This is a genomic window from Gluconobacter sp. P1D12_c (assembly GCF_018812105.1).
GTDB classification, from domain to species: Bacteria; Pseudomonadota; Alphaproteobacteria; order Acetobacterales; family Acetobacteraceae; genus Gluconobacter; species Gluconobacter oxydans_A.
In genome coordinates, this window is sequence record NZ_JACSIQ010000010.1 from 97,053 (window position 1) to 110,451 (window position 13,399).

Annotated in this window: 9 protein-coding genes and 1 pseudogene; 3 read left to right on the forward strand and 7 right to left on the reverse strand. The window is 56.6% G+C overall.

The window, feature by feature from the left end:
• Window positions 1–63 precede the first annotated feature (63 nt).
• A pseudogene (locus KP705_RS12090) lies at window positions 64–1,119 on the forward strand (IS3 family transposase).
• A 5-nt stretch (window positions 1,120–1,124) separates the two neighbouring features.
• Here KP705_RS12090 and KP705_RS12095 read toward each other — a convergent pair.
• The 7 genes from KP705_RS12095 to KP705_RS12120 form a co-directional block, all read right to left on the reverse strand.
• Window positions 1,125–1,901 (reverse strand): ABC transporter permease, encoded by a 777-nt coding sequence (locus KP705_RS12095; RefSeq protein ID WP_252348352.1) that lies wholly within the window; start codon window positions 1,899–1,901, stop codon window positions 1,125–1,127.
• Between the two features lie 20 nt (window positions 1,902–1,921).
• Window positions 1,922–2,152 carry a hypothetical protein gene (locus KP705_RS20105; RefSeq protein ID WP_252348353.1) on the reverse strand — a complete coding sequence of 77 codons (231 nt, stop codon included), beginning with the start codon at window positions 2,150–2,152 and terminating at the stop codon, window positions 1,922–1,924.
• A 113-nt stretch (window positions 2,153–2,265) separates the two neighbouring features.
• Entirely contained in the window at window positions 2,266–3,678 is a 1,413-nt protein-coding gene (locus KP705_RS12100) for a TolC family outer membrane protein (RefSeq protein ID WP_215764507.1), read from the reverse strand.
• Between the two features lie 38 nt (window positions 3,679–3,716).
• Complete coding sequence (locus tag KP705_RS12105) at window positions 3,717–6,149, reverse strand: ABC transporter permease (RefSeq protein WP_046901618.1); 2,433 nt, start codon at window positions 6,147–6,149, stop codon at window positions 3,717–3,719.
• A gap of 5 nt (window positions 6,150–6,154) precedes the next feature.
• A complete protein-coding gene (locus tag KP705_RS12110) occupies window positions 6,155–8,611 on the reverse strand; it encodes an FtsX-like permease family protein (protein ID WP_046901617.1) in 2,457 nt (818 codons plus the stop codon).
• A gap of 15 nt (window positions 8,612–8,626) precedes the next feature.
• Entirely contained in the window at window positions 8,627–9,310 is a 684-nt protein-coding gene (locus KP705_RS12115; RefSeq protein WP_015074006.1) for an ABC transporter ATP-binding protein, read from the reverse strand.
• A 14-nt stretch (window positions 9,311–9,324) separates the two neighbouring features.
• Window positions 9,325–10,644, reverse strand: a complete 1,320-nt coding sequence (locus tag KP705_RS12120; protein WP_235271811.1) for an efflux RND transporter periplasmic adaptor subunit — start codon at window positions 10,642–10,644, stop codon at window positions 9,325–9,327.
• 198 nt (window positions 10,645–10,842) lie between these two features.
• On the opposite strand from KP705_RS12120, the gene KP705_RS12125 reads away from it, so the two are divergent.
• Window positions 10,843–12,012, forward strand: a complete 1,170-nt coding sequence (locus tag KP705_RS12125; RefSeq protein ID WP_046902092.1) for a sigma-54 dependent transcriptional regulator — start codon at window positions 10,843–10,845, stop codon at window positions 12,010–12,012.
• A complete protein-coding gene (locus KP705_RS12130) occupies window positions 12,013–13,233 on the forward strand; it encodes a PAS domain-containing sensor histidine kinase (protein WP_215764508.1) in 1,221 nt (406 codons plus the stop codon).
• Window positions 13,234–13,399: the final 166 nt, after the last annotated feature.

The following is a 13,399-nucleotide window of genomic DNA, read 5'->3' on the forward strand; positions in this document are numbered from 1 at the left end:
TTGCTACGGTTTTGTGCCGGTTGACTAAGCGTTTTAAGCTCGCATCGGGGGACACACGGAACCATGGCAGTGACGCACACAGAAGAATTTCGCCGTGAGGCAGTGAGGATTACCTCGAGCAGCGGTTTGTCACGGACCCGAGTGGCGGCGGATCTGGGGATTGGCAAATCGACATTGGGGCACTGGATTTCGCAGTATCGGACGGCCGAACTGCCAGTGCCTGAACCGCAGACGGATCTGGCTCGGGAGAACGAGCGCCTTCGCCTGGAAAACCACGTCCTGCGGGAGGAGAGGGAGATATTAAAAAAAAGCCATGCAGTTCTTTGTGAGCCAAAAGACATGAGGTTCGCTTTCATCCGCGAGCATCGTGCCTTCTGGTCCATCGAGAGACTGTGCCGGATTTTGTAGGTCTCCACACGCTGCTATGTGCCTGGGTTTCCAGACGTGTTTGCCAAAGCCAACGCACTGACCTGAAAGTTCTGGCGCATCTTCGCGAACAGTACGCCCTGAGCAACCAGACCTGCGGCAGGCCCCGCATGACCGCAGAGCTTAAAGAGGCAGGGCTCAATATTGGCGAACGTCGTGTCGGACGGCTGATGAAGCTCAACGGCATCCGTCCCGTGCGCACCCGCCGGCATAAAGTCATAACCGGCAGGCGATCTCACCGACATCTAGATCAACGAAGGTTGGCTCTACCTCGCCGTCGTCATCGATCTGTTCAGCCGACGCATTATAGGCTGGGCGGCACGCGACCGGATGAAAAAGGATCTCGCCATCAGAGCGCTTGATATGGCGATGCGTCTGCGCACGCCTTTGCCTGGCTGTATTTTCCACTCTGAGCGTGGGAGCCAATACTGCTCTCATGATTTCCAGCAGAAATTAACGGAATACAAAATGACCCCGTCCATGTCTGGCAAGGGAAATTGCTTTGATAATGCCGCCGTCGAGACCTTCTTCAAAAGCCTGAAGACCGAACTGCTCTGACGACAAACATGGCCGACACGGTGGCAGGCAACCACTGCCATCTTCCAATATATCAATGGATTTTATAATCCGCGACGACACCATTTATATCTCGGCAGCATCAGCCCGCTCGCTCTCGAAGCTAAAGCCGCCTAACAGGATCACATACCGGCACAAAACCGGCACAAGTCCAAACAACCCCACAGATTGACCCAGTGCAGCGCCAGGTCCGTAAACACTGTTCCGAGAACAGCGGCCATCATGTAGACTTCGGTCATGAACTGCGCAACCAGGCGCAGCCGCGTTGCTCCCAGCACTTTTCTGACAGCGACTTCGCGGGCCCGCAGGGCAGAGCGTGCCGTAGCCAGATTAACATAATTAATGATGGCTGTTGCCAGAGCAGCCAGTCCGATCAGACCGAGGATACGCACAAGCGCACGGCTGTTTCCACCTTCTCCAATGGCAGCCGCGTGGAAATGGAGGTCTGGCAGTGACACCAGATCCAGTCCCCCGCCACCGAATATTTCCTGAAGCAGATCCTTTGTCCAGTTGCCGGTATGCGGGTAGGGATAACGCGCCAATCCAGCTCGGACGCGGGAAATAGCGCGTGGATCGTCGATCCGAACCCAGAGTGTGCCCCACATCGAACCCCAGTTTGTGAAAGCATATTTTGAGAGCCAGCTTGTCGGAATGACCTCGATCAGATCGAACTCCATCGTCTGGTTCGGAGGCTGTGGCGCCAGAACGCCACTTACGATCGCTTCCGTCTGACCGTTATCGATCCGCAGGCGCTTTCTCAAAGCCTGTTCGGTCCCGAAATACTTACGAACCATATCCGTCGAAATCACGACGTTCCCCGGACCGTCCAGTGTGGTAGAGCTATCCCCGGCGAGGAGGGGCAATTTGAAGACGGAAAAGAAGGCGGGGTCCGTCAGCATCACTTTTTCCTGTGACAGCGTCAGCGCCGCCCGAACAACCAGCGGTCCTGCAGCATCCGTATGGCTGCTCCAATCTCGGGAAAATCCTGCTTAAGGAACGGGAAAGGAACAAAACTAACGTCATCGCTTTCGGACGGCGCGCGACCGGCAGGTCGAGATACGTCGTTCAGAACATAAAGGTGGGAAACATTAGGAACGCTGGCGTCGTAGCTGTTTTCGTAACGCACAATCAGTGCCATCGTAAGGAACACGGCAATGCCGAGTGCGAGGCCCGCCAGATTGAGAAATGTATAGCGTTTCTGACCGGTAAGAGTACGCTAGGTGGCTCTGAGAGTATCGGCGAACATAATCAGGTTCTCCTTTCTTACCAACCAGCCTTGTCGATAGAGGAGATCGGCGCCTGAAGAGGTTCCCAGCCGCGTGTCCGCGCATGCTGAAGTTTTGCAGCAGCGTCGTAATGAGGCATTCTGGGTAGGAGATCCCCACTCTGAAGCCGCCCCATCGCTGCAAGGAGCGTTGCTTCTGCGACGATGGTATCATGACGACTGCTGGCAAGTTCCACCTGGGCTGACCGCAGGTTCTGATCTGCATAGAGGACGTCGGTCGTGCTCCGCAGACCGTAGCCATATTCGATCTGGTATCCTTTGAGAGACGTCTCGCCGGATTTGACTTCGGCAATCCCGGCACTAATCGCCTGTAATCCGTTTTCAACGGCATGCCAGTTGGTTGCCACGTCCTGAAGCGCGGTCCGCCGCGCGAGTTCAATGTTCTCCCGGGCCTGTTCGTCTATGTTCCGGGCCTGGCGGATCTGGGAGTTGTACAGATCTCCGTTGTAGAGGGGCTGGACGAGTTGCACGATGCCAGTCACTTGTTCGCCATACTGTCCGCCCCGGAAAGGTGAGGCGGGACCAATCGTTCCGAAAGTGCCCTGAACCTGAATTTGTGGTCCCCACTGTGAGCGTGCGGTGTCGATGTCTGCAGACGTGGCTTTCTTTGTTTCCTGCATCTGGGCGAGCTGTGGATTAAGTGTAAGCGCAGTTTTCAGCGCCTGATCAAGCGTTGCAGGCAGACCCGGCAGGCTATCGGGCATTGTGAGTTCACTGGGATCTGCACCAATAACTGCCCGAAACTGGGCTACAGATGCAGCAAGCGTGGCCTGAGCCTGCGTGACAGCCACCTCTGCTGACCGGCGGCGCGTCTCCGCCTGCTCGACATCGGTGCGCGTAACCTGTTCGGAGGGCTGTCCGCCAAGGTTGTAACGCGAGGTTGTCAGCTGAACCTGCCTTGTCAGCATCTCCATATCTGCCCGACGGACGTCGAGGATGTTTCGATCTCGCAATACATTCATGTAGGCCGTGACGACATTGGTGAAGACCTGCGCCTCGACGAGCCTCAACTGATGCTGCTCCGCCTGGGAGCGAGCGTCCGCTGCACGGACCTGATTGGCGACATGGCCGAATGAATACAGCGTCTGCTTGGCCGATACATAACCTTCAGCAGAATTGGACGTATAAGAGCCAAGCGCAAAGGCGCTGGTGTACGGTCCCTGTTGATAGGAAGCGTCCATGTTGAGCTGAACGGTGGGCCTCCAGCCTGACCTGGCTTGCGCTGAGTTTTCGGTAATGGCGCGCTGATTGGCCTGCTCACCCCGCAGGGTCGGATTGCTTCGGTAGGCGAGAGCCAAAGCTTCCTGCAACGTTTGAGCATCTGCAATGACTGGGAAAGCGGCCGTGGACGCGACCAGCAGGGCAAGAACGAGGGGCGTGCTGTGTCTCATGATCGGGCAAGGTCCTGAGAGGTGAGTAGAGCAGCGGTTCATGAAGAGCCCAGAGCGATGGCCGGTGCACGGCGGGCACCGCGGCGGATCTGGAACAGAGTGGTGAGAACCGCGAGCGCGAGTACGATCAGGGCAGTCAGGGCGAAATAGAGCGGAGAAAGGCTGATCCGCCGGTCAAACCCGGACAGCCAGTTACGCATCACCCACCAGGCAACAGGCCAAGCAGCGATGTTCGCAATCAGGACGGGGCGCAGGAACTGGAGGATCAAAAGGCGCGTCACCTGTTGGGCTGTTGCGCCGAGCACTTTACGGACCCCGATTTCGAATAATCTGCGGCGAACGTTGAACACCGCGATGCCGTAGAGCCCGACACAGGAAATGGAGAGGGTTACAAAGGAGGCGATAATCATCAGCATTCCGCGCTGCTGTTCTGGCCGGACATCCTCATCAATGATGTCACCGACACTGCGCAGATTCAGCGCGCTTTCCGGATAGACCTGCTTCCAGATCGTAGCGATTGCTGCTCGCGTTGTGTTTTCAGGAGCGTCTCTGTAGCGGACAGAGAGTACGCCGTACCCAATGGGCCCTGATATGGCATAGTAAAGCGCAGGCGTAACGCTGGCCCGACTATTTTTGAAACGCATATCGGCAATGACGCCGATGATCGTCTGGATGTCCTTTCCATGCAATGTGATCGACGTTCCGATGGCGCTTGCGTCATTGGCGAACCCAAGCGCTCGCACGGCGGATTCATTGATGATGACATTATGTGTGCCGAACGCCAACGCCTGGCCGGTGAGGAAACTGTCGAATGGGGATGCTGGCATAGGGCGACTGTCGTAATCATGAGAGCTGTCGAACAGGCGCCCGGCGAGAAGGTGTGCCCCCCAGATCGGAAGCGTTGAAGATTGTGTTCCGATCACAGCCAGTATGGCAGGAGTGGCATTCCCTGCTCGCGTTATGTCGAAGGTTATACCTGCGCTACCTCCACCGGGTGCATCGTCCGAAACCGTAGCGCCAGTGACGCCCGGAAGATCACGTACAAGATCGGTCAATCGCTGCTGTCGCAGACGCTCGGTCGGATCATTCGGCAAATGGCTTACGAGAAGGCCGGATTGATGGAACCCGCGATCCATGGTCTGGAGCAGGTGCGTCTGGCGCCAGATGACCAGCGTGCAGATTGTCAGTGTCACAGCGAAGGAGAACTGAACGATGGTCAGCCCTTCGCGCAGGCGGCTCCCTAGGCGACCGCTTCCTGGCAGGCGGGCAGACGAGAGAACCGTAGCCGGCCGGAAGCGTGAGAGGACCCATGACGGATAGGCTCCTGCGCAGGCCCCTCCGATAACGGCCGTAATGATAAGGAGGGGCACTGCAAAGCCGAAATCGAGCCGGATGGGCCAGCCACTCAGCGTCGTGATCCAGGGCAGCGTCAGTTCAGTCAGGGCGAGGGCGACAAAGGCCGCAATCAATGCCAGCCCGATGGCTTCTGCCGTAAACGACAGCCCCAGCATCAAGACCGTCGCTCCCAGCACCTTGCGCATCGCGACTTCACGGGCCCGGGTTGCCGCAAGAGCCGTGGATAGTGTGACGAAGTTAACCAGCCCGGCACCTAGTGCCAGCAGACCGACGATGCCGAGGATCATTGGCAGGCGTTTATCAGTCCCCCGCATACCAATGGTGGCGTCGAAGAAGTGCAGACTGGTGAGAGCACGCCCGCGGACAACATATTTTTTAGACTCTTGTTCCGACATCCCTGCGGCATGTCGTTGTACGAGACCGTTCAGGAAAGTTGGCAACCGGGAAGCAACGGACGGCGGGACCCGCACCCAGATTTCGGATGTGGCCATTGGCCAGAGATCATTGATGTGCAGGGCTGCCTCCGAAGAGGGAACAATGATGTCAAATCGTGGTGTGGTATTCGCGGGAAGTTCCTTCAGAACGCCCGTGACATGCAGCCTGTGGGTCTGCCCTTTCTGGATCAGGTCGAGTGTTTTTCCAAGAATGCCATGATCGGCCCCGAAGAAGCGTAGTGCTTCTGCCTGTGACAGGACCACGCCGTCTGGGACCAGAGCAGTTGCGGGATCTCCTTCCAGAAGCGGCAGAGCAAAGACATCGAAGAGATGCGGGTCGGTGCGCGCAATGAAGACGTCCCAGGCGTTTTCATTGATGCGAATGGTCGCTCCGGAAAAGCCTCGCAGGACGGCGGTCGCGTTCCAGTCCGGATGTTCGGCGCGTAGTGCATCGATCAGGCGGATGCTGGAGACGGAAGCCTCACTATCATCGAACGCGTCCAGCCGGTAAACGTCCGCAGCGTGTGGAAACCAGCGGTCAAAGCTGAATTCGTAACGCACGATCAGGGCCAACGTGAGAAACGTTGCCATGCCGAGTGCCATGCCAAGCACGTTCAGTGTTGTAAACAGACGGCGCTGGACGATTCCGCGCCAGAAAACCAGGACGATGTGGGACAGCATGACGCTTACTCCGCTCTGAGCGCACGGGCCGGTTCGGCGCGGGCAAGACGTAGTGTTTGTCCGAGGACGGTGAGGGCAGCGATAGTGATGGTCACGCCGGTAACAATCGCGAAATCGAGCCATGAGACGGCGATCCGCTGATGGAAGCCTGAAAGCCAGGACTGCACCACGAGCCATGCTGGGACCGCGGCGAGGGCGCAGGCGACAAGCACGGGGCGCAGGAAATCACGCAACATGAGCGTAAGGACCTTCTGGCTCGTCGCCCCCAAAGCCTTGCGAATGCCGACTTCATGCGTTCTGCGAAGCGCAATAAAGGACGCAAGCCCATACAGCCCGAGGCACGCAATAGTGATGGCAATGCCTGAGGCGATGGAGAATAGCCAGCCACGTCGCTGCTCCGTGATGTAGAACGTGGACATACGTTCCTGAACCGTCTCGAAACTGGAAGGAGCATCAGGGAAAACCTGGTCCCATGCCGACTTGAGACGTGTTCTCATGATGTTCTCAGAAACACCAGAAAAGCGGACTGACACGTGCGAATAGGCCTGTGGGTCGTTGGAATTGAACGTGACCTGTGGGGAGACCTCGTCGCGTGCAGAGATAAAGCGCAGGTCTTCGGTCACACCGATGATCCGCAGCCTGATCCCTCCACTCTTGACCAGAGTCCCGATCGCGCTTTCAGGTGATGGGAAGCCCAATCGTGAGAGGGCCGTCTGGTTGACAACGACGTTGAAGGTTTTCCCTTGGCGCGTGAAGAAGCTGTCGTCGGCAGGGCTGTTATCCTCACCGTGGTTGATGTCGAACCAGCGTCCGGCGAGAAGGCGGGGACGATAGGTCGTCGCGTAATCCCCAACAATGGTGTCGCCCAGTACGTGAATGTCCTCGCTATGTGGCCCGATGGGAGTCACATTGAAGCGGTTGCGATTTTCGATCTTTGGGGTGAGTTGGGAAAGGGATGCCGAGACCACGCCGGGCGTGTGACGCAGGGCTTCGATGAGGGCGCGCTGCTTTCCGACATCATTCGCCATGTCGCCGGAACTAATAAGCACGCCTTCACGCGCAAAGCCCAGATCCAGCGCCTGCATGAAATTGGCCTGCCGGTTCACCACGAGCGTACAGATCGCGAAGGCCACGGCGAATGCGAACTGTATGATGACGAGCCCATTCCGCAAACGCGCCGCGTTCCGCCCGCCGGACGGCATCCGGGTTGCGGTAAGGACGTGTGCCGGTTGGTAGGACGAAAGAATGATCGCCGGGTAGAGGCCGCAGGCAAAGCCCGTCAGCAATACGACCCCGAAAAGGAAGGGAAGCGTGAAGCCATAGTCCATATGCAGCGTCGTACCGGTGAGGGTAGCCGAGAAAGGGAGGGCAACTTCACACAGAGCGAGCGCGAGTACACCGCCTACGGCGGTATTGACGATGGCTTCACCCACGAACTGGATAAACAGTACCATTCGCGTGGCACCCAATGTCTTACGGATAGCCACCTCTCGCGCACGCAGACCAGCCCGCGCCGTTGCGAGATTGACAGCGTTAAAAACGGCGAGCAGGAGCGCCAGAACACCGATCAGTTCAAGAATATTGACGACCGATCGGTCGGTTGCCTCATCTCCGCCAATGACCTGTAGATCGTGAAAATGCGTTTCGCGCAGGCTGACCAGTGAAAGGCCGAAGTGGCGTTCGGGATGGACACCTTCGCTGTTATCGTCATTCGCGTCTCCGGATGCGTGATCGATCACAAAACGGGTCAGGTTTTGTGAGATTACACCGCGATCAGCGGCATGATGTACCCGTACGAAAATATTGCCTGCGCTGGAGCCCCAGCGTGTGAATTGCGGTTTTTCCATCTCGTAAAAGGGGATGGGCGTTACAGCGTCAGGTCTAATCGTCACAGGTCCGCTTGGACGGGCGAGTATGCCCGTTACCGTCTGGCTGACGCGGTGGCCTTCATGGTCTGTCGTGATGATGCGTCCGAGCACATCCGTCGTACCAAACAGGGCCTGTGCCGTATTGGCTGAAAGGACGATCGCGTCAGGTCGGGTCAACGCCGTGCGTGCATTGCCGCGTTCGAGCTTTAGAGTGATGACATCAAAAAAAGATGGATCGACCATAGCAGTGTCGGCCGTGACCCTGCGATCGCCTGCACGAAGCTGATAATCCGCTGTTTCGTAGCGTGTCGTGGCAAGGATCTGAGGGAAGTCCGTATGCAGGAACGGAAACGCGATGAACGGCACATCGGCGTTCTCCTGAGGAGCGTTTCCGGGATTCATGTGATGAGCGTCCAGGCGCAGAACGTTCGCAGCGTCAGGGATGGATGCGTTGAAGCTGTATTCATACCGAACCTGCAACGTCAGAACGAGACAGACCGCCATACCGAGCCCCAGCCCGATCACGTTGAGAGCCAGATAAAGAGGCTGACGCCGGGCCTGACGGACGATATTGCGCAAGATGGTGATGAGCATGACGCTTACTCCACCTCAGATAGCGTTGCGGACGGAGACCACGACCTGACCGTCGAGCATGTCGATGCGGCGGCGCGCAAGATCGGCGTGGCTGGGGGAGTGTGTGACCATGATGATAGTGGCGCCTTCGTCATTGAGGCGCTGGAGGATATCCATCACCTGTGCGCCGTTATCGGTGTCCAGGTTACCGGTCGGCTCGTCGGCGAGGATCAGGCTGGGCTGGCCTACAATGGCGCGTGCAATGGCCGCGCGCTGCTGCTGGCCGCCTGAGAGTTGAGAAGGATAATGCCGTGCACGGTGCGCGATGCCGACATGGTCCATGGCATGCGCAACGCGGTCCCTGCGCTCGCTTTTGGGCATCTCACGGTAGATGAGTGCGAGTTCGATGTTTTCTTCGATCGTCAACTCATCGATCAGGTTAAAACTCTGGAAAACATATCCCAGATGTTCCCGGCGGAATTTAGCAAGTTCCGCTTCGTTCATTGCGGTCAGTTCCTGTGTGCCGAAGCGATAGGAGCCACCGGTTGGCCGGTCGATCGTGCCGAGGATGTTGAGCAGGGTGGATTTGCCGCAGCCTGAAGGCCCCATGATTGCGACGAATTCGCCGGTCTCGATCTGAAGATCGATATCCTGGAGGGCCGTGGTTTCCACCTCGTCGGAACGGTAGAGGCGCTGAATATGAGAGAGTTCGATCAGCATGATGTTCGGCCCTGTCAGTGGATCGAGAGATGGTTGAAATTCTTGTAGGAATTGTAGGAGGAGACGATCACCCGATCGCCATCATGCAACCCGCCGGTGATTTCGACCTGCTCTGGATTGCGACGCCCGGAGGTAATTGAAACCCGGTCAGCACCGTGATCTCCTGAGGCCATAACAAAGGCCGAAGAGCCGCCACTCGCCTCCAGCCATGCACCATTTGGCAGAACGAGGGCGCGATGAGTTTCACCGAGCGTGATGCGCAGATCGACGCTTTCTCCGCGCCTTAACCCTGCTGGTGGAGGACGGTCAAAGGTAAGTTCCGCACGAAACTGGCCGTTCGTGACCTGTGGATGTACGCGGGATACGGTCATTGGCAGTTTTGTGTCGCCAAGATCAGCCTCGGCCCGTTCGCCAATTGCGACGCGACCTAGATAGAATTCATCAATGTCCGCATCGAGACGGTACTGTCCCTCGCTGTCGATCTGGCCGATCTTATCTCCAGCTTTCAGTGACTGCCCCGGCTGAAGGTCAAAATTAGTCAGTCGGCCATCCAACGGCGCACGAAGGACGAGTGCATTGAGGCTGGTCTCCACGACGTCCAGATTGGACCGCAGCCGCTGGGCTTCTTCGTCAATCTCGTTTCCCTGCCGATCTGCAACCTTCAGATCCAGTGTCAGTGCATTGTCAAGGCGCTTTAGGCGCTGGGCGTAATAGTCAGCCTCGTCACGATAGGACTGAACGTTCGCGTCAGATTCAAAGCCTTGTCCGTGAAGTTGCTGGCGAATGGAAAGCTCGCGCTGGGCCTTGAGAAGATTATATCGGGCCTCGGCGAGCTGCGTTTCTTCGGTTGTACGGGTCTGTTGCAGGGTCAGGCGCTGGGCGCTGACTGCACCGAGTTGGCTTGCGATCTGTGCTTCTCTGGACGTGACGTCCAGCTGGAGCTGAGGATTGGTCAGATGTGCCAGAACGTCCCCCTTTTTCACGAGGGCACCATCCTTTGCCACGACCTCAGAAACTTCTCCGCCCTGTATGGCGTCGATAAAAGTGACGTTGAGCGGAGCAACGGTGGCACGCACTGGAAGGTAATCGAGAAATGGTGCGGACTGTACTGTCGCGACTGTCAGCTGGTCCTGAGATACCGAAAGCGTTCCCGATGCGGGTACGAGACGCCATCCAGCCCAGAGAAGACCGACGACTACAACAGGAGCGCCATAGCGCAGGGTCTTCCGGAGCACGACCTTACGCCGTGAAGGAGGAACCGCCCGATCCATAACGGCGCCTGATGCCGGGCGCATCGTAGTGTTCGACGACGCTTTGGAAACGGGTTGATCCATGCACTGTTTCTCCTGTTCGCAAACAGTGTATCATGGAGGTAATCGAATTTATCTTATTGATAAATAAGGAAAAAATTAAAGTGCTATCTAGGGTATGTCCGGTTTCGAACGTGGTGTCCGGAACCGGACACCTTTGAAAGGCCTGTCAAGATCGAAATGAATGACTTCCGCAACGAATCGGGAGAAGGAAAGTCTTTAGTGCCCCGTCTTCTCTTCGTCGATGATGATTGCGATGTGCAGATTGCTGCGAGGCTATTATTTCGCAGAAATGGGATCGAGATGCTGTCCGCATATGGAGCGGAAGAGGCTCTGACACAGCTTGCATCTTTTCCTGTGGACCTTGTGCTGCTGGATCTCAATTATAGAAAGGGCGAAAGTAGCGGCGCAGAGGGACTGGCCTTACTCAGAGATATCCTGGTTCTCCGTCAGGATCTGCCCGTGATCGTCGTAACCGGCCATAGCGGCGTAACGATTGCGGTTGCAGCGATGCGAGCAGGCGCTGCTGATTTTGTTATGAAGCCCTGGAATAATGAGCGCCTTCTTGCGCTGGTTGGCACAACTCTGAAGGGGCGTCGGGCCGATCAGGCGGCTGAAACCGATCCTGTTATGATCGTGGCGTCGGAAAAACTGCGCCGTATTGTCACTGAAGCCGACCGCTTGGCCGTTACTCGTGCTCCACTGGTCATTACAGGGCCGCCAGGGGTGGGAAAGATGCTGCTTGCAAGGCGTATTCATGCGCTTTCTCAGGAGAGCAATCCTGCAGTGACGATCCGCGCGGAAGATTGCGAGGAACTGCCGGAAGAAGGCGGAACGTGGATCTTTCGCAACTTTGAAGCGCTGTCTGCACCCATGCAACGACATCTGGCAGACAGCCTGGATGAACCCACGCCCCCACGGGTCATTGCCCTTTCATCTGTGGATCATACTGGTTTGGAGGCTGCTCTTGACCAGCGACTGATGCTGCATCTTGGGATGGTAATACTGTCGCTGTCGCCTCTTCACGAGCGACCTGAGGATATCCTTGCCCTGAGTGGACATTTTTTACGCTATTTCTCAGTTCGACACGGGCTGATGGAGCCAGCGATAGATGAAGAGCGGCGTCAGTTGCTCTGCGGAGAAGCATGGCCGCAAAACGTGCGAAGCCTTCGTGCAACCGTTGAGCGGGCGGTCCTCATGGGAAAATGGAGCGGGACATCATCCAACGGGCAGGACGCGGCTTCAAAAAGCACGCCTACACTGCGAGATACAGAGCGGTCCCTGATCGAGGCAACTCTTCGCAAACACGGATTCAATGTCACACAAGCGGCGCGGGAGCTGGGCCTGACACGACCGGCGCTCTACCGCCGGATGGCAAGGTATGGGCTTTAAATGCGGGTTGCTATTGAAACGCTTCTGCTGCTTTCTGGCATCGTAGCAGCCTGTCTGATCACCGCTCCGGCGTGGCAGCACGGGTTTTACGCGACGGCTGTTCTGCTATCGTGCCTGGGATTGTTTTGTGCTGGCTCTGTCGTAGAGGCACAGATCCGTATGGCACGACGCCTGAAACGACAGGAACCGTCTGTCGTGCGATCTGTGGATCGGGAAAAACTGCGCAATCGGGCGCTGCTTGACCATGCTCCGGTTCCGCTGCTGATCCAGTATATTGATGGCACCCTGCATGCTTCCAATCGCGCGGCACGGCGTCTGTTCATGACGGAAGGTGTCCTCCGTGATCCACCACCGCCACTTGTCAGAGCACTAGAAAATGACGAGACGGGGCCCGAAAAACGTTTGATCCGGCTAGCGTCCAACGGAGGCTCATCCCGGGTCTATGCGTTATCGGTGGGGAAGGGTGGTGGCGCAGGAGGCATCGTAGCGTATCTGGCACTGACAGACGTTGAAGCCGGACTGAACGCTGCTGAAGCACAGGCACTTCGTGATCTGCTGCAGATTTTGAGTCATGAAATCATGAATTCCCTCACACCCATCGTTTCTCTGTCGGCGACGGCAGAGGATCTGTTTGCCGAACAATGCACTTTGAAGAGAGAGCGTTATGAGACAGACGATCTGATCATCGAGGCACTTGGGACAATTCGTCGCCGTACTGAAGGGCTGGATCGTTTTGTTCGTGGGTACCGTGATCTTGCCCGCCTGCCAGAGCCGGATCTGAAATTAACGGACCTTGGTGCATTGGTTCGGGAGATTGTCCGAATTTTTACTGCGCGATGGAAAGAATGTGTGGCGCTGGATGTCGTTGTACCGTCCGGCCGTATCATGGTTCGGCTTGATGCCGTGCAGATGGAGCAGGCTCTGTTAAACCTTCTGAACAATGGCGCGGAGGCTGCTCTCAACCAAAGCGCTCCTCGTGTGCAACTGGCTGTCAAAACTGCGAATGACGCGATTACTATCTGTGTTTGCGATAATGGGCCGGGTATAGACGTGGCTCTACAGGAGAAAATCTTTGAGCCGTTTGTATCATTCAAGTCTGAAGGAAACGGAATCGGATTGCCTCTCGCGCGCCAAATTATCAGAGGTCACGGGGGTAGACTGACACTAGGAATCACAGACGAGCAATCACATTGGAACACAACGTTTGAGGTACAGTTATAATACCTTCCGCAGGGAAAAGCAGGTTTGTAAATACCATGTGAGATAGGCAGGTTTTCTTCATTTATAGGCTCCGTAACCCTTTTAAATTTCCACTATAATATGTTGGATTAAGAGCCGGAGTATAATTAGAGGAATTATAAATACCCAACGAAAAATTTTCTTTTAA

What these genes read in the sequence shown, in the direction of transcription:
- KP705_RS12105 (WP_046901618.1), bottom strand. Translation starts at nt 6,149, where the DNA reads ATGCTGTCCCACATCGTCCTGGTTTTCTGGCGCGGAATCGTCCAGCGC.
- KP705_RS12120 (WP_235271811.1), bottom strand. Translation starts at nt 10,644, where the DNA reads ATGGATCAACCCGTTTCCAAAGCGTCGTCGAACACTACGATGCGCCCG.
- KP705_RS12095 (WP_252348352.1), bottom strand. Translation starts at nt 1,901, where the DNA reads ATGCTGACGGACCCCGCCTTCTTTTCCGTCTTCAAATTGCCCCTCCTC.
- KP705_RS12100 (WP_215764507.1), bottom strand. Translation starts at nt 3,678, where the DNA reads ATGAGACACAGCACGCCCCTCGTTCTTGCCCTGCTGGTCGCGTCCACG.
- KP705_RS12110 (WP_046901617.1), bottom strand. Translation starts at nt 8,611, where the DNA reads ATGCTCATCACCATCTTGCGCAATATCGTCCGTCAGGCCCGGCGTCAG.
- KP705_RS12115 (WP_015074006.1), bottom strand. Translation starts at nt 9,310, where the DNA reads ATGCTGATCGAACTCTCTCATATTCAGCGCCTCTACCGTTCCGACGAG.
- KP705_RS12130 (WP_215764508.1), top strand. Translation starts at nt 12,013, where the DNA reads ATGCGGGTTGCTATTGAAACGCTTCTGCTGCTTTCTGGCATCGTAGCA.